Genomic DNA, 19,368 nt, shown 5'->3' on the forward strand with positions numbered 1-19,368 from the left:
AGGTCAATGCCGCAACGTCACGATTCCGCCCGACGGCGTCAGCGCATGTGTCATCCGCACGTCGTGAGGGTCGGCGGGCAGCTCGTCGACCAGTTCGTCGTCCCGCACCACCGCGACCAGCCGCGCTTGCGGTGCCGCATAGATGAGGCTGCGGTCGTAGAACCCGGCACCCCGGCCCAGCCGGTTTCCGGTGCGGTCGACGGCCAGTGCGGGCACCAGGACCACCTCGGCGTCGGCGATCGATCCGGCGGGCAACCACGGCGGCGCGGGCTCGCGCAGACCGAACTCGGCGGCCACCAACGTGCCCGTTTCGTACGGGCCCCACTGCATCGGCATTCCCCGGCCGTCCGCATCGTTGCGGGCGACCGGAATCAGTACGCGCGCATCGAGTTCCACCAGGGTGTCCAACAGCATCTGAGAGCCGGGTTCGGAGTCCATCGGAACGTAGGCGCACACCGTTTGCCCGGGACGCACCAGGGCGGGCAGCCGGCGGCACAGCGCCTGCGCCTCACTATCGCGGAGGTGGGCCGGCAGAGCCCGTCTTGCACGCAGAACGCCAGCTCGCAACTCGGTCTTCGTCGGCGGGGTCACGCCCTCCACCATTTCAGAGTGGGCGTTAGTGTGTGAACGATGAGCACGTCCCCCAAGGCGCCTGAGGTGCCGTTTCCCTTCACGGCCGTCGTGCCGGCAGCCGGCCTGGGTACGCGCTTTTTGCCGGCGACCAAGACGGTTCCCAAGGAATTGCTGCCGGTGGTCGACACCCCGGGCATCGAGCTGGTCGCGGCCGAGGCGGCCGAGGCCGGAGCCGAGCGGCTGATCATCGTCACCTCCGAAGGCAAGGACGGCGTCGTCGCGCATTTCGTCGAGGACCTGGTGCTCGAGGGCACGCTGGAGGCCCGCGGCAAGAAGACGATGTTGGAGAAGGTCCGCCGCGCTCCCGCGCTGATCAAGGTCGAGTCGGTGGTGCAGGCGGAGCCGCTGGGCCTCGGGCATGCCGTCGGCTGCGTCGAGGGCGCGCTGGCTGCGGACGAACATGCGGTCGCGGTGCTGCTGCCCGATGATCTGGTGTTGCCCACCGGTGTGCTGGAGACGATGTCGAAGGTGCGGGCCAAACGCGGCGGAACGGTGCTGTGCGCGATCGAGGTCCCCGGCGACGAGATCAGTGCCTACGGCGTCTTCGACGTCGAGACGGTGCCCGACGCGGCCAACCCGAACGTGCTGAGGGTCAAGGGCATGGTGGAAAAGCCCAAGTCCGAGGACGCGCCGTCCCCGTACGCCGCGGCCGGCCGCTACCTTCTGGACCGGGCGATCTTCGATGCGCTACGTCGCGTTCCGCGCGGGGTGGGCGGGGAGATCCAGCTGACCGACGCCATCGCCCTGCTGATCGAAGAGGGTCATCCGGTGCACGTGGTCGTACACCGCGGAGCCCGACACGACCTGGGAAATCCCGGCGGCTACCTGAAGGCTGCGGTTGACTTTGCGTTGGAACGTGACGACTACGGCCCCGAATTGCGGCGGTGGTTGGTCGAACGATTGGGTCTGACCGGACAGGAAGGCTAGCAACGCGTCGGGTCGTACGCCGCGCGTTGTCCGGTCGTCGGGGCCCGTAGGACAGGAAGGCGTGTTGTGCGTTCGGTCGAGGAACAGCAGGCTCGGATAGCGGCTGCCGCGGTGGCGCCCCGGCCGGTGCGAGTGGCCATCGCCGAGTCACAGGGTCTGATGTGTGCCGAAGAGGTCGTGACCGAACGGCCGATGCCGGGATTCGATCAGGCCGCGATCGACGGCTACGCGGTGCGCAGTGTCGACGTGTTGTCCGTGGGCGACGGTGCCGGTGAGATCAGCCTGCCGGTGATGGGCTCGGTCGAGGCCGGGGCGCGGACCCCGAGCCGGTTGCAGCCCCGGCAGGCCGCCCGCGTGCAGACCGGTGCGCCGATGCCGACACTGGCCGACGCAGTGCTTCCGTTGCGGTGGACCGACGGTGGCGAGAGCCGGGTCCGGATCCTGCGCAGCGTGCGTTCGGGCGCCTATGTCCGGCGTACCGGAGACGACGTGCAGCCCGGTGACGTCGCGGTGCGGGCCGGCACCATCATCGGCCCGGCCCAGGTGGGCCTGCTGGCCGCGGTCGGACGGGACCGGGTGCTGGTGCACCCACGACCCAGACTGTCGGTGATGTGCGTGGGCGGCGAACTCGTCGACGTATCGCGCACGCCGGGAACCGGGCAGGTGTACGACGTGAACTCCTACGCACTGGCCGCGGCGGGCCGGGATGCGGGCGCGGAGGTGAACCGGGTCGGCATCATCAGCACCGACCCGCGAGAACTGCGGGAAACCGTTGAGGGCCAAGTCAATCGGAATGAGATCGTGGTGATCGCGGGGGCCGTGGGCGGGGCTGCCGCGGAGTCGGTGCGCACCGTGCTCGCCGACCTCGGCGAGATGGAGGTTGCGCGGATCGCGATGCACCCGGGATCGGTGCAGGGCTTCGGGCAGCTCGGCCGCGACCGCGTGCCGGTCTTCCTGCTGCCCGCGAACCCGGTCAGCGCGCTGGTGGTGTTCGAGGTGATGGTGCGCCCGCTGATCCGGCTGTCACTCGGCAAGCGCCAGCCGATGCGGCGCGTGGTGCAGGCCCGCACGCTGGCGCCGATCAGTTCGGTGGCCGGGCGGACGGGATACCTGCGCGGGCAGTTGATGCGTGACCAGGACACCGGCGAATACCTGGTGCAGGCCTTGGGCGGGGCGCCCGGGGCGTCGACGCATTTGCTGGCCACCCTCGCCGAGGCGAACTGTCTGGTGGTGATTCCGAGCGAGGTCGACGAGGTCCGTACCGGCGAAACGGTGGATGTGGCATTCCTGGCTCAGCGCGGCTGATAAGACTTCATTCGATGAATGATGGTGTGACGAATCGACGGTGTGGATGAGCCTGCTGCGCTCCAGTGCCTTCCACCCGGGTTGGCCGGGTCCGATCGGGCCGTTGCGGGTGCAGGCCGGCGTGGTGCGGCTACGCCCGGTGCGGCTGCGCGACGCCGCGGTGTGGAGCCGGATCCGGCTGGCCGACCAGGCTCACCTCGAGCCCTGGGAGCCGGTCAGTGGTGTGGATTGGCGTGTCCGCCATGGGGTTTCGTCATGGCCTGCGATCTGCTCGGGTTTGCGCAGCGAGGCCCGGCGCGGCCGGATGCTGCCCTATGTGATCGAGCTCGACGGGGAGTTCGCCGGCCAGCTCACGATCGGCAACGTCACCCACGGCGCCCTGCGGTCAGCCTGGATCGGTTACTGGGTGGCCAGTGACAAGACCGGCGGCGGGGTGGCGACGGGTGCGCTGGCTCTGGGGCTCGACCACTGCTTCACCGGGGTGCAGCTGCACCGGGTCGAGGCCACGGTGCGGCCGGAGAACGCCGCGAGCCGGGCTGTCCTGGCACGGGTGGGGTTCCGTGAGGAAGGCCTGTTGCGCCGTTATCTCGAGGTGGACGGCGCCTGGCGGGACCATCTCCTGGTAGCGGTCACGTTGGAAGAGCTGAAACATTCGGCGTCCCAGGCGCTGGTCTCGGCCGGCCGGGCCAGTTGGTGCTGATTTCCGGGTCGGTCTGAGTTGCGGCGCGCCGTGTCCCGAAACTGCGCCTAGGGTCGTGATTTCGCCGGATTCACAGCCCTGGAAGCAATCTCGGCTAAATAGGCCTCCTCAGCTGTTACCAATGTGACACGTGTGACTGATGGTGCTTGTATCGGATGAATTACAGGTGTGTAATTGTGTCGGCGCGTCATCCATGGATGCGCTGGTCACGGACCTAGCCTGAAGGGGAAAGGAAAGGCGTCATGCCAAGCATCCCCCAGTCACTGCTGTGGATTTCCCTAGTCGTTCTCTGGCTTTTCGTGTTGGTCCCAATGTTGATCAGCAAGCGCGACTCGGTGCGTCGCACCAGCGACGTCGCCCTGGCGACTCGAGTGCTCAACAGCGGCCGCAACGCACAACGGTTACGGCGCGGCCCGGCCGCCGGGCATCACAGCGATCCGCATTGGCAGCACACGACCGACCACCTCGACGAGAAGCTCGATGAAGACTTCGAAGAGGATGAAGAGCCGGCCGAGGTGCGCGTGCACGCCACGGTGCAGCGCACCGTGGTGGTGGCCGCGGTGAGCGTCGAGACCCCTGAGCCCGACTATCTCGATGTCGACGTCGTCGACGAGGATTCCGGTGCGCTGCCGGTCGGTTCGATGGCAGAGGCTGAGCCCGTGGCCGAGGAGCCCGAGGCCGAACCCGAACTCGACTTGGAGTTCGAGACCGAACCTGAGCCGGAAGCGGAGCCCGAACCCGTCGCGGTCGAGGAGCCTGTCGAGCCCGTTGCCCCGGTCGAGGCCGTCGAGTCGGAGATGCAAACCGACCGGATCGCACTGGATCTCGACGAGACCGCTGAGACCGAGCAGGCCGAGGACGCCGAGGATATCGAGGATATCGAGGACCCCGACGACCTCACCGACGCCGAGTACGAGTACGTCGACGACTCGTCGGGTCTGGAACCCGAGGCCGAGGACGAGCCGGCCGAAGAGGAATCGTCCGAGACGCCCGTCGCATCGCTGAGTGCAACACGGCAGCGCCGGTTCGAGTCAAAGACCTCCGCGGAGGTCAGTGCCCGCAAGTTCCGGTTCCGTAAGCGCATGCTCGCGGTGTTGTCGGTCGCGATGCTCTTCTCGGCGGGTGCTGCCTTCCTGGTGACACCGTCGGCCTGGTGGGTGTGTGGCGGCGCGGGAACACTGACCGTGCTGTACCTCGCCTACCTCCGTCGCCAGACCCGTATCGAGGAACAGCTGCGGCGTCGTCGGGCGCAACGCCTGGCGCGGTCCCGGCTGGGCGTGGAGAGCACCGATGACCACAAGCTCGACGTGGTGCCTGCCCGGCTACGTAGGCCCGGCGCAGTGGTGCTCGACATCGACGACGAGGACCCCATCTTCGAGCACCTGGCGTACACGTCGATGACCCGCGAATACGATCTACCGCGCGCTTCCGGGCAGTAGAGCGGCCGGTTTCGTTTGACGGGCGCAGTGCTGGTAGCCTTTCCTTTCGGTATCAGGGGCTATAGCGCAGTTGGTAGCGCGTCTCGTTCGCATCGAGAAGGTCAGGGGTTCGATTCCCCTTAGCTCCACAAAGTTTGAACAGGTCAACGCGGTTCAGGAGACAGTCCTGGGCCGCGTTTCCGTTTCACCGGCGGACCCGCAGGGCGATCGGAAGGTCATCGGCCGGCATCGGCCCGGTGCCCCAGGTCAGCTGTGGCCGGTAGTCCGCGGGGACTCTCCAGTCGAACCGCCTCAGCATCTGGTGCATGGTGGTCTTGACAGTCATGTCGGCGAACTGCTGGCCGATGCATTTGTGCGCCCCGCCGCCGAACGGGGCGAACACGTAGCGGCTCACCGCGGCGCGCGACTCCGAGTTGTTCATGAACCGTGCCGGATTGAACGTGTCGGGATCGGGCCACCAGTCAGAAAGCCGCATGGAGGCATAGACATTGATGGCCACCTGGGTCTTGCGTGGGACGAAGTGGCCGAGGATCTCGGTGTCGCGGACGGTTTGGCGGAAGAGCGCGCCCGCCGGCGCGTACATCCGGAGGATCTCCTTGAACGCCGCATCGAGCAGTGGGTAGGCATCGAGGTCGAGCACCGTCGGGGTGTCATTCGGCCGGCCGATCGCTTCCTCGCGCAAGGCGTCCTGCCATTGCCTGTTCCGGCCGAGTTCGTAGGTCAGCATGGACAACGCGATGGCGGTGGTGTCGTGCGCAGCCATCAGCAGGAAGATCATGTGGTTGACGATGTCGGCAGGGGTGAACCGGGCGCCGTCTTCGTCTTCGCTTCGGCACAACATCGAGAAGAGGTCGGTGCCATCGCCGCGCTGGCGGTCGGGAACCTGTTGGGCGAAGTAGCGCTCGAGGCGCTCCCGGGCCCGTAGTCCCTTGGCCCACACCCCGCCGGGCACGTCCGCGCGCAGCAGTGCCTGCCCGCCGCGGACCGTGTCGTGGAAATCCGCCGACAGTTGGTCGGATTCGGGCCCGAGATGGGTACCGACGAAGACCTCTGCGGCCTGTTCGAGCAGCAGCTGCTTGATGGAGGGGTAGAACGGAAAATCTTGTGTTGACGGCCAATTGCGCAACGTGCGGTCGACACTGGGCCGCATCAGTTCCAGGTACCCGTCCAACGCGCTGCGGGTGAAGGCCTGCTGCATGATCCGCCGGTGGTCGCGGTGTTCATCGAAGTCGAGCAACATGATTCCGCGGTGGAAGAACGGTCCGATGACCGGAGCCCATCCGCGGGTGCTGGAGAACACCTTGTCCCGGTTGACCCATGCGGTTTCCAATGCGTCAGGGCCCATGAGACCGACGACGCGGAAGCCGACGCCTCCGGCCCACGACACGGGCCCGTATCGCTCGTACCGGTCCCGGGCGAAGGACAGCGGGTCGGCCAGTGAGCTCAACACGTGGCCGAGGAACGGGAAACCGTAGTTGCCCATGACGGGCTTGAGATTGGACCCCGGCGGGGGAGTGGCCAATGGGCGTTCGCCGCTCGGAAATCGTGAGGTGACAGCGGCGCCCAAGGTTTGGAGGCGGTGCGCGCTCGCGGGCGAACAAAGTTCCATGGGTCCTCCTCGACCATCTGGTACAAAACCGTGCCAGAATGTCCGGATGGTGTCAACAACCAATCGCGCCTACGGCGGCCAATCCGCGGATGCTCGGCGCCGGCAACGACGCGAGCGTCTCCTGGACGCTGCCATGGACGTGATGACGCGCAACGAATGGCGGGCGGTGACGGTCGAGAAGCTCTGCACGGCAGCCAATCTCAACAAGCGGTACTTCTACGAGAGCTTCGCCGATCTCGACGCTCTGTCGGCTGCCGTCGTGGACGACATCGCCGACGGCGTGCGCAGCGCCACCGTGGCGGCTGCGGACGCGGCCGCGCAGGAGCCGCTGGAGATCCAGGCGATGGCGAGTGTGTCGGCCGCGGTGCGGGCACTCGTCGACGACCCGCGACGCGCCCGTGTGCTGCTCGGCGGTGTCGCGGCGTCACCCGAACTCGATGCGCACCGCAACACGGTCATGCACCGGCTGACCGACGTCCTCATCGACCACGGGCGCACAGTGCACGGCGTCGAGCTGGAGCGAGATCCACTGGCCAAGGTGGCACCGGCGTTCATCGTCGGCGGGACCGCCGATGCCATCCTGGAGTTCGTCAACGGAGGCGTCGACCTGTCCCTCGACGACTTCATCGCGCAGCTCGCCACACTCTGGCTGATCACCGGCAACGGGGCGGCGCAGGTGGCTCGCGCCAGGATTTCTCCAACCTAGTGCTCACCTCCGGTGCCGGCCACGGTCCCTGTGTCGAACGTGTCGCTCATCAACGCAAGATCGTGAATCTGACTCGAAATCCTGCACATTCGGCACAGTGCGCCACATGGGAGTTCTCGCTCAAGGGTGGGTGACGAGATACGTTTCGTTGTCCCGCGTGTCAGCGAAAGTGGACACCGGGGGCCGTTTCTACGAAGTAGCGCGCGGGAAGGTGACGCCCGTGAGTTCCTCCGACACCGCCCACACGTGTGAGGCGTTCGCGCTGTCTCGCAGTGGTTTCCAGAGTTTCTGCTCACCGGGCGGCCCGCCGACATGTCCCGGCCACTGCGGCCCATAGAACGCACCGTTGTCGGCCTCCGGCGAGGCCGCGGCCAGAAGCGCAGGCAGCTTCGCGCTGTCCACGGTCCCCACGATCAGGGCACATGCTGAAAGCCGGCGGATAAGGCGCACGCCGATGGTGTCCTCGGCCCGCCCGACTTCTGGGCGTGCCGCCAGCAGGCTCGTGGGGGCGACACCGGGATGGGCAATATTGCTGGTGATTCCCCAGCCCGCGGCGGTGCTCCGACGGGACAGCTCAAGGCCGAACAACCCGACCGCGATCTTGGACTGCCGGTAGGCCGCCATGCCGTCGTAGGAGTTCTCCCAGTTCAAGTCGTCCCAGTTGATGGCGCCACTGCGGGCGGCGACGCTGGTCTGCGATGTCACCCGCGCGCGCCCGGCTTTGAGCAGTGGCAGCAGATGGGCAGTAAGCGCGAAGTGGCCGAGATGGTTCGTGCCGAACTGCAATTCGAATCCGTCGGCGGTGACCTGCCGATCGGGCGGGGTCATCACCCCGGCGTTGTTGACGAGAACGTGGATCGGAGCGCCCTCCGCGCGCATCTTCTGGCCGAGCGCGGCCACCGACGTCAGTGACGACAGGTCGAGGTCCTCCAGCGATAAGTTCGCCTGCGGATGCCGTGCGCGGATCGTGGCGACGGCCGCCTCGCCCTTGCGAGCATTCCGGACCGGCATGATCACCTCGGCGCCCGCACCGGCCAGCCTCGTCGCGATACCGAGGCCGATGCCGTCGCTCGCGCCGGTGACTACCGCCCGCTTTCCCGATAGGTCGTCGATCGTGATGTCGTAATCATGTGGCATGTGCTCGAGACTTCCCGACACGCCCGGCTGTATCCACGGTCTGACGATCCGTGGCTGAGCGATCGGGGCCGGGAGAAAATGGCACCCATGATCGATCGAGCCGGACTGGCGGAATTCCTCGTCCGCCGTCGAGGGGCGTTGCAGCCGGAGGACCTCGGACTGCCGCGTGGGCGACGCCGCCGAACGAGTGGGCTGCGGCGGGAGGAGGTCGCCGCGCTGTGTCACATGTCGACCGACTACTACTCACGCCTGGAACAGGAACGTGGTCCCCAGCCCTCGGAACAGATGATCGCCTCGATCGCACAGGGGCTGCACCTGTCCCTTGACGAGCGTGACCACCTGTTCCGCCTCGCCGGACATCAACCGCCGGTACGTGGCTCGGGCAGCGACCACATCAGCCCCGGCATGCTGCGAATCTTCGACAGGCTCACCGACACCCCGGCGGAGATCGTCACCGAGTTGGGGGAGACCCTGCGGCAGACTCCGCTCGGCGTCGCACTCGTAGGGGACCTGTGCCGGTACTCGGGTCCGTCGCGGAGCATCGGGTACCGATGGTTCACCGATCCAGCGGTGCGTGAGATCTACCCGCACGACGACCACGAGTTCTACTCGCGGATGTACGTGTCGGGGCTCAGAGGAGTGCTGGCCCTGCGTGGGCCGGGGTCCAGGGCCGCGCGGTTCGCAGAGTTGCTCACCACCCAGAGCGAGGAGTTCCGGGTCCTCTGGGATCAGCACGAGATCGGCATCAGGCCAAGGGAAATCAAGCGCTATCAACATCCCGAGGTCGGGAGCCTGGAACTCAACTGCCAGATCCTCCTGGACCCCGCGCAGTCCCACTCCCTGTTGGTCTACACCGCGGTGCCGGGCAGCGAGAGCTACGAAAAGCTGCAGTTGCTCTCGGTGGTCGGTGCATCGGCGATGTGATTCGTCCACCCGGTCGAATAGCCGACCGGGCCTGGCTAGGATGATGCCGTGGAGGATCAGCCGCCGGGCTCAAGTCGTGTGGCGCGCCGTCGCGACCGACGTAAGGCCGAGATCGTTAAGACGGCAACCCGGATCCTGACCGAGGCCGGCTATGGCGGCATGAGTCTGGAAGATGTCGCCGAGCAGACCGACATCGCCAAGGCCACTCTCTACCACTACTTTTCATCCAAGGACGCCTTGGTTGCCGCCGCGCTGGAGACCCTCACCCAGGAAGTCCTGCAACGCCTGGCGGCACGTGAGGAGGAGCTCGGAACGGTCGATGCTCGCCAGCATCTGGCGGCGCTGATCGATGAACAGGTCCGCATCCTCACCGAGACCGCGCCGGAGGTGGCCGCGGTGTTCTCCTGGCCACGCGGTTGGCCGGAGATCTTCGAGGATCCGATGAAGGACATGCGTCGCCGTCACGACGCGGTATTCCGCCGGGTGGTGGAACGCGGTGTGGCCGACGGCGAATTCGCCTGTCCCGACGTCAATGTCGCCCTGCAGTGTCTGCACGGCATCCTCAACCAGTCTTCGGTGTGGATCGGGCCGGGCCTGCACGACGAGAATCGGGCGGAGCTGCGTGCCGCGATCGTCGACCGTGCGTTGTGCCTCTTCGGCTAGCCGTTCTGTCTCGCCGGCTTCGCCGACGGAAAGTCCGGCGCGCGTTTTTCGCGCAATGCGGTGTAGCCCTCCACCACGTCCGGCCCCAGGAAGGTCAACATCTCGTATGCCGCGGACTGGTCGAAGATCGGGCCCGCATTGCGCAACCAGTTGTTGAGTGCCCGCTTGGTCAGCCGGATCGCCTGTTGTGCGCCGGTGGCCAGATTGTCGGCGATTCGCAGAGCCTCGTCCAGAACTTCCTCGCGCGGAAGGGCTTTGGCGACCATGCCGATCCGCTCGGCCTCGATGCCACCGATCATCTCACCGGTCATCAGGTAGTACTTGGCCTTGGCCGTGCCGGCCAGCAGTGGCCAGATGATGGCGGCGTGGTCACCGGCTGCCACGCCGAGTTTGACGTGGCCATCGCCGATCCGGGCGTCCTCGGCGATGATCGCGATGTCGGCGAGCAGGGCAGCCACCGCGCCGGCGCCGACGGCGACACCGTTGATGGCCGAGACGATCGGCTTGTCGCAGTTGATCATGTTGTAGACCAGGTCGCCCATCTCGCCGAGCATGTGTGACACCCGGTCGTAGTCGCCGGCCATCCGCTCGACCATGGCCAGGTCGCCGCCGGCGCTGAAGGCCTTACCCGCGCCGGTGATCACCGCGACCCGGGTCTGCGGGTCGGCTGCGACGTCCTTCCAGATGTTGGCCAGTTCGGTGTGCATGCCCTCGTCAGCGGCGTTGTACTTCTCCGGCCGGTTCAGCGTGATCAGCAGGACGCCGTTGTCCCGGCGGGTCAGCGTCAATTGTTGGTAGTCAGAGAAATCCATGGGGATGGTCCCTTCTGTCTGCGTGCACTCTCGGCGGGCGCTGGGTTCAACCGAAGTTACGGTTTTTCGACCATGTCAGTCAATTATCGACCATGCGGTTGATTTATTGCCTTGGTCAGCCGATAGTGGCCGTAGCGTCCACATCACCGCAGATTGGGAGGTCAGGTAGTGCGATTCGACAACAAAGTCGCCGTTGTCACGGGTGCAGCCTCGGGAATCGGCCGGGCGATCGCGATTGCTTTGGCAGCGGACGGCGCCACCGTCGCGGCCGTCGACCGCAACGAGGCAGGCCTGACCCAGACCGTGCAGACCTGTGCCGGCGCCACCGCACACGTGGTCGATCTGGCGGATCCGGCGGCCGTGAGCACATTGCGCGACGATGTCGTGGCCGCGCACGGACTGCCCGGTGTCATCGTCAACGCGGCCGGCTTCGACCGGGTCGAGCCGTTCATGTCCAACGACGACGCACTGTGGCAGTCGTTGGTCGCGGTGAACTTTCTCGGGCCGGTCCGGCTCACCCATGCCTTTCTGGAAACCATCCTCGCAGAGGGAAGTACGGCAAAGATCGTCAACATTGCCAGCGATGCAGGGCGGGTGGGCAGTCTGGAGGAGACCGTCTATGCCGGGACCAAGGGTGGGGTGATCGCTTTCACCAAGTCGCTGGCGCGAGAGATGGCCCGTCACCAGATCAACGTCAACTGTGTTTGCCCTGGACCGACCGACACCCCGTTGTTTCATTCGCTTCCCGACAAGGTCCGCGACGGACTGATCAGGGCCATCCCGTTCCGCAGGATCGCCCAACCCGACGAGGTCGCCAAGGCAGTGCTCTTCTTCGCTTCTGACGATGCCAGCTTCATTACTGGCCAAGTCCTCAGTGTGAGTGGAGGCTTGACGATGGCCGGTTGATGGCCAACCGGTGACCGGCCGGCGTCGAACCCGCCCTTGGTCGACGCCAGTTTGCAATGGCATACTTGCTCAGCCCCTGGGCTCAACCCAGCCAGTTCGGTTAGCCTCGGGGAGCAGATTGGCCAGTTGGGGGATTGCTATGGCAAACGATCTGAGAGTGGACCCGGGGGCGCTTCGGGCGGGGGCCACTAGCAGCGGGATGATCGCTGTCGAATTGAGGGTGGCTCCGGCCCGTCCGGATGCCGGGGGCTACCCCAGTAGCACCGGCGTCGTCGCGATGGACGGCGCGGTGATCACCGCGCGAACCTCCCAGTCGAGTCGCGTGAGCGCGCAGGCGGGGGATTTGTCTGCGGCCGCGCTGAGATACGACGCGGTCGATGAGCAACACGCCGGAGGCCTGGCGGAGTTGATGTGAATGATCCGTCCGGCACCGGCCCATCGAGTGGGGCCCTGACTCGTTCTCAGTTGGAGAGTTGGGACACAACGTATCTGGCAGAAGCTGCCGCCCGCTGGCGGCAGTTGGCCGCCGAGTCGGAAGCGCTGTTCGAGTGGCACCGGCAGAACGTGTTCGCGCCCGGTGGTGCCGAGTGGTCCGGCGAAGCCAGCGAAGCCGCGGGAGAGCGGGTCAGCGCGGACGCTGTCGTGGTCCGCAGGCAGGGCGACATTCAGCGTGAGGCCTCCGAGATCGCCGAGAACGGCTGCCGGGACATCCGCCTCGCCGTGGGGCAGGTGCTCGAGGCCATCACCGCCGCCGAGGACGACGGTTTCCAGGTGGCCGAGGATCTGAAGGTGCGCGATACCCGGCGCATCGATGTGACGACCATGGCGACGCGTTACACGGCGTCACGGGAGCATGCCGAAGATATTCGGTGGTACTGCGAGCGGCTGATGCAGGCCGAGATCTACCTGGGGCAGCGGCTCGAGGGCAAGGCCCTCGAGCTCGCTGCCGTCAGGTTCTCGGTGTGACCGAACGCTCCGCTAGAGCTGTGCCCAGATCGACTTGGTCTTGAGGTAGCCGTCGATGCCTTCGTAGCCGAATTCCTTGCCGACACCGGACTGCTTGTAGCCGCCGAACGGCACGTTGTGGTCGAAGGTCAGCTGACAGTTCAGTCCCACCATGCCGGCCTGCAGACGCTTGCCCAGGCTGTGCGCGCGGCCCAGATTGGTGGTCCACACGGTGGCGGCCAGGCCGTAGCTGGTGTCGTTGGCCATCGCGATGGCCTCGTCGTCATCGTCGAACGGCAGGATGGTGACGACCGGGCCGAAGATCTCTTCCTTGTAGAGCCGGCTGGTGGCCGGGTCCACGCCGGTGACGACGGTGGGCTTGACGAAGTAGCCCTTGCGGTCCAATCGGTAACCGCCGGAAACGATCTCGACGCCGTCGCGCTTGCCCTGGTCGATGTAGCCCAGCACCCGGTCGAGTTGCTTCTGGCTGACCAGCGGGCTGATCATGGCGCCCTCGTCCTTGGGGCCGCCCAGCACCAGGTTCTCGCCGATCATCGAGATACCTTCGACAACGCGCTCATACACGCTGCGCTGCACGAAGATTCGTGATCCGCACACGCAGCCCTGCCCGGAGTGCACGAAGATACCCATCGAGGCCATCATGATCGCCATGTCGAGGTCGGCGTCCTCGTAGATCAGCACCGGTGACTTGCCGCCCAGTTCCAGGGTCACCTTCTTCAAGTTGTCCGCCGAGTCCCGCATGATCTGCTTGCCGACCTCGGTGGAGCCGGTGAAGGCGACCTTCTCCACGTCGGGGTGAGCGGTGATCGCGGCACCTGCCGTGGCGCCGTAGCCGATTACGAAGTTGGCCACACCGTCCGGAACGCCGGCCTCGCCGATCAGCCGCTCCAGCAGCACCGCTGACAACGGGGTCTCCTCGGCCGGCTTGACGACGCTGGAGCAGCCGGCGGCCAGGGCCGGGGCGATCTTGGCGCAGGCGTTGAACAGCGGGCCGTTCCACGGATAGATCAGGCCCACCACGCCGTACGGCTCCTTGGTGGTGTACGCGTGCAGGTTGGAGTAATTGCTGTTGACGCCGCCCTCCATCTGCACCTGGTAGCTGCTGCCGTTGAGCTTGGTGCACCAGCCCGCGTAGTAGCGGAAGAATTCGGCGCAGGTGGAGACGATCATCTCGGCCTGCATCGGTGGCATGCCGGCGTCCAGCGATTCCAGCTCGGCGAATTCCTTGGCGTGCTCGTCGATCAGATCGCCCAGTTGCCACAGCACCTTGGCGCGCTGGCGGGCCGGAATGTCGGTCCAAATCCCGGACTGGTAGGCAGCTTTCGCTGCGGCGACGGCCTCGTTGACAGCCTCCGGCCCGCAGTCCCGGAACTCGGTGATCTGCTCCTCGGTTGCGGGATCGATGACCGGAATCACCTCACCGGTGCCGGGCCGCGTTCGGAGGTCGTCCAGAACTGTCTGCAGTGCCATAGGGGTCCCTTCGTCGTCGCTAATGCTGAGCATCTGCTTAGCATTCGAATAGGGGGCGGTCAAGACCCGCATCTGCGGCTCAAGCGTGGCAATGGCTCGGCAATTGCGGTTGTTGAACCCCTATGGTGTCGATACGCTGGCGCGGTGCCAGACATCCGGGTCCGCGATGCCGCCGAACTGCTCGGGGTCAGTGACGACACCGTTCGACGTTGGATCGACGACGGATCCCTACCTGCCCACCTGGACGGGTCCGGGCGCAAGGTGATCGACGGCGCGGCATTGGCGGTGTTCGCGCGGGCCCACGCCGCCGCGGCGCCCAAGGATCCGCTGGGCATCGGGAGCTCGGCGCGCAACCGTTTCACCGGGTTGGTCACCAACGTCATCGCCGACGAGGTGATGGCCGAGGTCGAGATGCAGTGCGGACCGTTCACCGTGGTCTCGCTGATGAGCAGCCGGTCGGTGCGCGAGCTCGGCCTGGCCCCTGGCAGCGTCGCCGTCGCCGTGGTCAAGGCGACGACCGTGATCGTGGAAACCCCGAGAGGAAAGTCATGACCCGAGCCCGGATGTGCGCCCTGGCGCTGACCGCGATGACAGCGACGGCCCTGATTGCCGGCTGCTCCTCGGCCGACAACGCCTCGGGACCCTCCACCGCGGCGGGCGGCTCGATCACGGTGTTCGCCGCGGCCTCGCTGAAATCGGCATTCACCGAGATCGGTGAGCAGTTCAAGACCGACAACCCGGGCGCATCGGTCGAGTTCTCGTTCGCCGGTTCTTCGGATCTCGTCACCCAGCTGACCCAGGGTGCCGGTGCCGATGTGTTCGCGTCCGCCGATACCCGGAACATGGACAAGGCGGTGGCCGCCGGCCTCGTCGAAGGTGCCCCCGTCAATTTCGCCACCAATACGCTGACCATCGCCGTAGCGCCAGGAAACCCCAAGGGCGTCAAGGCGTTTGCCGATCTGGCCAAGCCTGGGACCAGTGTTGTGGTGTGTGCCCCGCCGGTGCCGTGCGGCGGCGCCACCGAAAAGGTCGAGCACGCCACCGGGGTGACGCTGTCCCCGGTGAGCGAGGAGACCTCGGTCGCCGACGTGCTCGGCAAGGTCACCAGCGGGCAGGCCGACGCCGGTCTGGTCTACGTCACCGATGCTGCCGGGGCCGGGGACAAGGTCACCAGCGTGGCATTTCCGGAGGCGGGCCAGGCCGTCAACACCTACCCCGTTGCGGTGCTCAAACAGTCCGAGCAGGCCGGGCTGGCGCGCCAGTTCGTCGACCTGGTCAACGGCGAGGCCGGGCAAAAGGCGCTCGCCAAGGCGGGATTCGCCAAGCCCTGACCGGGTCCACGGCGGCGCCGTAGCCTGAGGACGTGGCCGATCTGACCGAGATCAGTGCCGACGACCTGGCGGCGCTGGAATTCTTCGCCGGATGCCGGCCGTCCGTACTGGCGCCGTTGGCGGCCCTGCTGCGGCCACTGTCGGTCGCACCGGGCCAGGTGCTGATCCGGCAGGGCGATCCGGCTCTGACGTTCATGCTGATCGCCTCCGGGCGCACGCGGGTGGTCCATGACGTGCCCGATGGCCAGGCCGTCGTCGCCGATCTGGAACCGGGTCTGATCATCGGTGAGATCGCGCTGCTGCGCGCCGCGTCGCGCACGGCCACGGTGACTGCCGTAGAGCCGGTGACGGGCTGGGTCGGTGACCGTGAGGCGTTCGAGGTCATCCTGCACCTGCCGGGGATGTTGGACCGCCTGGTGCGCATCGCTCGCCAGCGGTTGGCCGGGTTCATCACGCCAATCCCGGTGCAAGTGCGCAACGGTGACTGGTTCTATCTACGGCCGGTACTGCCCGGCGACGTCGAGCGGACCCTCAACGGGCCTGTCGAGTTCTCCAGCGAAACCCTCTACCGGCGTTTCCAATCCGTGCGTAAGCCGACGAAGGCCCTGTTGGAGTATCTCTTCGAGGTCGACTACGCCGATCATTTCGTCTGGGTGATGACCGAGGGTGCCCTAGGACCGGTCGTCGCCGACGCCCGCGTGGTCCGCGAGGGTCATGATGCGACGACAGCCGAGGTGGCATTCACCGTCGGCGACGATTATCAGGGCCGCGGGATCGGAACTTTTCTGTTGGATGCCCTGGTGGTGTCCGCGGATTACCTTGGGATTCAACGTTTTACCGCACGTGTGTTGAGCGACAACTACGCGATGCGGCGCATCCTGGACCGGCTGGGTGCGGTGTGGGAGCGTGAGGATCTGGGTGTGGTGCTCACTGACGTCCCGGTGCCGGCCGTCGACACGCTCAGTTTGGAACCCGAACTGGCGGCCAAGATCAAGGACGCGACCCGGCAGGTGATCCGGGCGGTGAGCCAGTGAGGCCAGTTCTCAACAAAGACACGACCGTGTGCATCTCATTGGCGGCCCGGCCCAGCAACATCGGGACGCGTTTCCACAACTATCTCTACGACGAACTCGGCCTGGACTTCCTCTACAAGGCTTTCACCACAACCGATATCGCCGCGGCGATCGGTGGCGTGCGGGCCCTGGGTATTCGAGGTTGTTCGGTGTCGATGCCGTTCAAGAAGGCCGTCATGGACCTCGTCGACGAGGTCGAACCGTCAGCCCTGGCGATCGATGCGGTGAACACGATCGTCAACGACCTGTCGGTGCATGGGGGCCGTCTCGTCGCCTCCAACACCGATTACCTGGCGGTGCAACAACTCGTCGAGCGGTTGAACCCGGACGACGCGGTGCTGATCCGGGGCAGTGGCGGCATGGCGAAGGCCGTCGGTGCGGCATTGCGGGACAAAGGATTTCGCAGCGGCACGGTCGTAGCGCGCAACCCCGACGCCGGAAGTGCACTGGCCGAGACACTCGGCTACGGCTATGCGCCCGAGGTCGGCGCACTGACGGCACCCATCCTGGTCAACGTCACCCCGATCGGGATGGCCGGCGGACCCGACGAACACCGCTGTGCATTCGAACCGGCCACCATCGCGGCGGCCGGCGCCGTCGTCGACGTGGTGGCGATGCCGGCCGAAACCCCGTTGATCATCGCGGCTCGGGCGGCCGGCGTGCCGGTGATCACCGGCGCCGAGGTGATCGCGCTACAGGCCGCCGAACAGTTCGAGCGTTATACGGGAGTGCGGCCGACGCCGCAGCAAGTGGCCGCGGCGTCGGCCTTCTCCCGGCAGGCGTCTACGGCGTGATGACCGCCTGGTCGTCGATCGCCGAGGTGGCATCCATCAGCGGACCCATCTGATCCTCGGTGCCGTCGGCGTTGAACTGCAACACGAACAGCCCGTCGGATCCGGGGATCACCACTGTCTTCTGGGCGATCAGCCGGGTGGCGCCGTCCTTCACATAGGTGCCACCGATCTGATACGCATCGAATCCGCTCAGTTGGTCAGCAGATCCGTCGCCCTGGTTCTCGTAGCCCGGCAGGTTCCTGATCTCGTTCGGTGCGTACTCCAGGATCTTGGCCGGGTCGACGTCGCCGGTCAGCTTGGACATCAGCGCGATGATCGACGGCGGATCTGCCGTGAACGCCGGGTCGGTGGATACGATTGCGGCCCAGGACCATTCGGGAGCCGACGAGGTCGCGTCCGCCCAGCCTTCGGGAATCGGCAGGTCCAGTGTGGGTGTGCCCGGATCGCCTCGGTGCACCGGGGTTTCGGTGATGTTGTTGTCCCGGATGTAGTCCACGATCGTGTATTGGTGCCCGGCTGTGGGCGTGTGCGTGTCCGTGTCGGCGGCCTTGGTCGGTTCATTGCTGGTGCTGGTCCCGGTCGCCTCGGTGGCGGTGCCCGATATCGTCTTGTCGCCGCAGCCGGCCAGGGTGACCCCGAGTGCGACGGCGGCGATGGCGATTCCTCCGGCCCTCATTGAGGTGGTCATCGGTCTCCAATCGGTTGGACGCCCCCGGCGAGGCGCAACTGATTTGCACGATAAACGCTTTCCTGGGCAATAGCTGGCAGAAGCCGCAGTCCTGGTACGCCATCTTTTGCACAGTGAAAGGTCTGTGACATTGCCGGCCGAGCCGGGCTCAGCATTTCGCGGACAGGTACACCGTCTGCCGCAGAATCTGTGCCGGCCGTATCGATGAGACGGTGCACCGATCGAGTGCAGCCGTGCCGGCGCGGTAGATGATGACGTCGAAACCCTGGCGTTCGAGTTCGTCGGCGGTGTCCTGCGCGGACCTGACCCCTGACGGTGAGGCCGGCGTCGGGGCGGGAAAACCCAGGGCCAGGGCCGACAGCGCACTGCCGGCAAGCACAGCTCCAGTCAGTCCGTACACCTTTTGCCCCTCGTCGTTGTGGACGCTCCGCTGGTGCCAACCAGTGCTGCCACAATTAAATTCCGCTGTATCGCAACACTTGTCGTGCTGCAGCCCAGGAGAAACAAGTTGACAAAGTGCGCTGTGGCCGTCCTCGACAGCAAACCCCGGCTGTGGTATCAAAACGCCGTGCGCCTTTTCGCCGTCGCGACGGTTCTCCTGGTGTGCACCGCGGCTTGCGGGGCGCGGTCGGCGCCGGAACCGACGCCGACATCGTCAGGGCCGCAGACCACCGGCAGTGCGGCGACGGTGAACCCGGCCCGCATCGACCGGGTGCGCCAGGACCTGCCGCCCGGCTACGAGGTGGTGGCCATCGACCCGCTTGCGACCCCGGTGTCGCTGTGGGGATTCGGGCCGGACTGGACGGCCGACCCGACGCCGTGTGCAGCGGCTGCCGCCCCCGAAACCGAACCGGGGAGGGGTTGGTCGGCCTCGGGGCCGGGCGGCATCGTGTACGCGGCGGTGGCGAAGTTGAAAGCGGGGTCGGGCGTGCCCGGACCGGGCCCCGACGCGGCGTGCGAACCGTGGAAGGTGTCGGGCGGGCACTCCACCGGAACCGTGACGCCGGCCGCTGCTCCGGTGATCGAGGGCGCGGTGACCGCGGGGATGTCCACCGCCGTCACCACCGTCGTCGAAGGCGGCACCGAAACCAGATCTCACGCCGACACATTCACCGCCGATCTGCATTCCGAGGGCGTCGACTACCACGTGTTCATCACCGTCGTCACTGATCCCGGATCGCCGAATCCCGCGCTGGCCCCCGCGTTCACCTCCGATCTCCTGGTGAAATCGGTTTCGGCGTTGCGCGGCTGAGTCGGTCGTCCCGGGTATGTCGACGGGCCCAGG

Annotated in this window: 22 protein-coding genes and 1 tRNA gene; 16 read left to right on the plus strand and 7 right to left on the minus strand. The window is 66.5% G+C overall.

All coding sequences use genetic code 11. The features are described 5' to 3' along the window. Positions 1 to 3 precede the first annotated feature (3 nt). Positions 4 to 603, minus strand: coding sequence for a 5-formyltetrahydrofolate cyclo-ligase (locus ACZY08_RS18635; RefSeq protein WP_463746109.1), 600 nt, complete (start codon positions 601 to 603; stop codon positions 4 to 6). Between the two features lie 27 nt (positions 604 to 630). Between ACZY08_RS18635 and ACZY08_RS18640 the strand changes: the two genes are divergently transcribed. The 5 genes from ACZY08_RS18640 (at position 631) to ACZY08_RS18660 (ending at position 5,132) form a co-directional block, all read left to right on the plus strand. Beyond that, a complete protein-coding gene (locus ACZY08_RS18640; RefSeq protein ID WP_463746110.1) occupies positions 631 to 1,560 on the plus strand; it encodes a UTP--glucose-1-phosphate uridylyltransferase in 930 nt (309 codons plus the stop codon). 66 nt (positions 1,561 to 1,626) lie between these two features. Then, complete coding sequence (gene glp / locus ACZY08_RS18645; protein ID WP_463746111.1) at positions 1,627 to 2,865, plus strand: molybdotransferase-like divisome protein Glp; 1,239 nt, start codon at positions 1,627 to 1,629, stop codon at positions 2,863 to 2,865. 46 nt (positions 2,866 to 2,911) lie between these two features. Beyond that, the gene (locus ACZY08_RS18650; protein WP_463746112.1) at positions 2,912 to 3,565 is read left to right on the plus strand and encodes a GNAT family N-acetyltransferase; all 654 of its coding nucleotides are present in this window, start codon (positions 2,912 to 2,914) and stop codon (positions 3,563 to 3,565) included. Positions 3,566 to 3,807: 242 nt separating this feature from the next. Then, complete coding sequence (gene sepX, locus ACZY08_RS18655; RefSeq protein WP_463746113.1) at positions 3,808 to 5,004, plus strand: divisome protein SepX/GlpR; 1,197 nt, start codon at positions 3,808 to 3,810, stop codon at positions 5,002 to 5,004. Positions 5,005 to 5,059: 55 nt separating this feature from the next. Beyond that, a tRNA-Ala gene (locus ACZY08_RS18660) sits at positions 5,060 to 5,132 on the plus strand. A gap of 56 nt (positions 5,133 to 5,188) precedes the next feature. Here the strand turns inward: ACZY08_RS18660 and ACZY08_RS18665 are convergent. Continuing rightward, positions 5,189 to 6,613 carry a cytochrome P450 gene (locus tag ACZY08_RS18665; RefSeq protein ID WP_463746114.1) on the minus strand — a complete coding sequence of 475 codons (1,425 nt, stop codon included), beginning with the start codon at positions 6,611 to 6,613 and terminating at the stop codon, positions 5,189 to 5,191. Between the two features lie 46 nt (positions 6,614 to 6,659). Here ACZY08_RS18665 and ACZY08_RS18670 point away from each other — a divergent pair, with 46 nt between their 5' ends. Continuing rightward, positions 6,660 to 7,319, plus strand: coding sequence for a TetR/AcrR family transcriptional regulator (locus tag ACZY08_RS18670; RefSeq protein ID WP_463746115.1), 660 nt, complete (start codon positions 6,660 to 6,662; stop codon positions 7,317 to 7,319). 189 nt (positions 7,320 to 7,508) lie between these two features. On the opposite strand, the gene ACZY08_RS18675 is transcribed toward ACZY08_RS18670, so the two are convergent. After that, a complete protein-coding gene (locus ACZY08_RS18675; RefSeq protein ID WP_463746116.1) occupies positions 7,509 to 8,456 on the minus strand; it encodes an SDR family oxidoreductase in 948 nt (315 codons plus the stop codon). 87 nt (positions 8,457 to 8,543) lie between these two features. Between ACZY08_RS18675 and ACZY08_RS18680 the strand changes: the two genes are divergently transcribed. Together ACZY08_RS18680 and ACZY08_RS18685 are read left to right on the plus strand one after the other, a co-directional pair. After that, complete coding sequence (locus tag ACZY08_RS18680) at positions 8,544 to 9,380, plus strand: helix-turn-helix transcriptional regulator (RefSeq protein WP_463746117.1); 837 nt, start codon at positions 8,544 to 8,546, stop codon at positions 9,378 to 9,380. Positions 9,381 to 9,428: 48 nt separating this feature from the next. After that, positions 9,429 to 10,043 (plus strand): TetR/AcrR family transcriptional regulator, encoded by a 615-nt coding sequence (locus ACZY08_RS18685; protein WP_463746118.1) that lies wholly within the window; start codon positions 9,429 to 9,431, stop codon positions 10,041 to 10,043. Here ACZY08_RS18685 and ACZY08_RS18690 read toward each other — a convergent pair. Next, positions 10,040 to 10,855 (minus strand): enoyl-CoA hydratase/isomerase family protein, encoded by an 816-nt coding sequence (locus ACZY08_RS18690; RefSeq protein WP_463746119.1) that lies wholly within the window; start codon positions 10,853 to 10,855, stop codon positions 10,040 to 10,042. The genes ACZY08_RS18685 and ACZY08_RS18690 overlap by 4 nt on opposite strands. A gap of 168 nt (positions 10,856 to 11,023) precedes the next feature. Between ACZY08_RS18690 and ACZY08_RS18695 the strand changes: the two genes are divergently transcribed. The 3 genes from ACZY08_RS18695 (at position 11,024) to ACZY08_RS18705 (ending at position 12,727) form a co-directional block, all read left to right on the plus strand. Beyond that, positions 11,024 to 11,761 (plus strand): SDR family NAD(P)-dependent oxidoreductase, encoded by a 738-nt coding sequence (locus tag ACZY08_RS18695; protein WP_463746120.1) that lies wholly within the window; start codon positions 11,024 to 11,026, stop codon positions 11,759 to 11,761. A 199-nt stretch (positions 11,762 to 11,960) separates the two neighbouring features. Further along, positions 11,961 to 12,176, plus strand: a complete 216-nt coding sequence (locus ACZY08_RS18700; protein WP_463746121.1) for a hypothetical protein — start codon at positions 11,961 to 11,963, stop codon at positions 12,174 to 12,176. Beyond that, complete coding sequence (locus ACZY08_RS18705; RefSeq protein ID WP_463746122.1) at positions 12,173 to 12,727, plus strand: hypothetical protein; 555 nt, start codon at positions 12,173 to 12,175, stop codon at positions 12,725 to 12,727. The genes ACZY08_RS18700 and ACZY08_RS18705 overlap by 4 nt, the downstream gene beginning before the upstream one ends. 12 nt (positions 12,728 to 12,739) lie before the next feature. Here the strand turns inward: ACZY08_RS18705 and ACZY08_RS18710 are convergent, their stop codons facing one another. Continuing rightward, positions 12,740 to 14,197 carry an aldehyde dehydrogenase family protein gene (locus ACZY08_RS18710; RefSeq protein WP_463746123.1) on the minus strand — a complete coding sequence of 486 codons (1,458 nt, stop codon included), beginning with the start codon at positions 14,195 to 14,197 and terminating at the stop codon, positions 12,740 to 12,742. Between the two features lie 144 nt (positions 14,198 to 14,341). On the opposite strand from ACZY08_RS18710, the gene ACZY08_RS18715 reads away from it, so the two are divergent. The 4 genes from ACZY08_RS18715 to ACZY08_RS18730 are packed head-to-tail and all read left to right on the plus strand — an operon-like array spanning position 14,342 to position 17,395. After that, positions 14,342 to 14,749 (plus strand): TOBE domain-containing protein, encoded by a 408-nt coding sequence (locus tag ACZY08_RS18715; protein ID WP_463746124.1) that lies wholly within the window; start codon positions 14,342 to 14,344, stop codon positions 14,747 to 14,749. Beyond that, positions 14,746 to 15,528: a molybdate ABC transporter substrate-binding protein gene (modA, locus tag ACZY08_RS18720; protein ID WP_463746125.1), complete on the plus strand. Its 783-nt coding sequence runs from the start codon at positions 14,746 to 14,748 to the stop codon at positions 15,526 to 15,528. The genes ACZY08_RS18715 and modA overlap by 4 nt, the downstream gene beginning before the upstream one ends. Before the next feature lie 32 nt (positions 15,529 to 15,560). After that, positions 15,561 to 16,562: a GNAT family N-acetyltransferase gene (locus ACZY08_RS18725; protein WP_463746126.1), complete on the plus strand. Its 1,002-nt coding sequence runs from the start codon at positions 15,561 to 15,563 to the stop codon at positions 16,560 to 16,562. Next, positions 16,559 to 17,395: a shikimate 5-dehydrogenase gene (locus ACZY08_RS18730; protein ID WP_463746127.1), complete on the plus strand. Its 837-nt coding sequence runs from the start codon at positions 16,559 to 16,561 to the stop codon at positions 17,393 to 17,395. The genes ACZY08_RS18725 and ACZY08_RS18730 overlap by 4 nt, the downstream gene beginning before the upstream one ends. Here ACZY08_RS18730 and lpqN read toward each other — a convergent pair. After that, positions 17,385 to 18,083, minus strand: a complete 699-nt coding sequence (gene lpqN / locus ACZY08_RS18735; RefSeq protein ID WP_463746128.1) for an envelope biogenesis lipoprotein LpqN — start codon at positions 18,081 to 18,083, stop codon at positions 17,385 to 17,387. The two genes, ACZY08_RS18730 and lpqN, sit on opposite strands and share 11 nt — an antisense overlap. A gap of 148 nt (positions 18,084 to 18,231) precedes the next feature. Further along, positions 18,232 to 18,483 (minus strand): hypothetical protein, encoded by a 252-nt coding sequence (locus ACZY08_RS18740; RefSeq protein WP_463746129.1) that lies wholly within the window; start codon positions 18,481 to 18,483, stop codon positions 18,232 to 18,234. 168 nt (positions 18,484 to 18,651) lie between these two features. On the opposite strand from ACZY08_RS18740, the gene ACZY08_RS18745 reads away from it, so the two are divergent. Continuing rightward, positions 18,652 to 19,335: a DUF5642 family protein gene (locus tag ACZY08_RS18745; protein ID WP_463746130.1), complete on the plus strand. Its 684-nt coding sequence runs from the start codon at positions 18,652 to 18,654 to the stop codon at positions 19,333 to 19,335. The last annotated feature ends 33 nt before the right edge of the window (positions 19,336 to 19,368 follow it).

The organism is Mycobacterium sp. IDUB_9 (genome assembly GCF_055419505.1).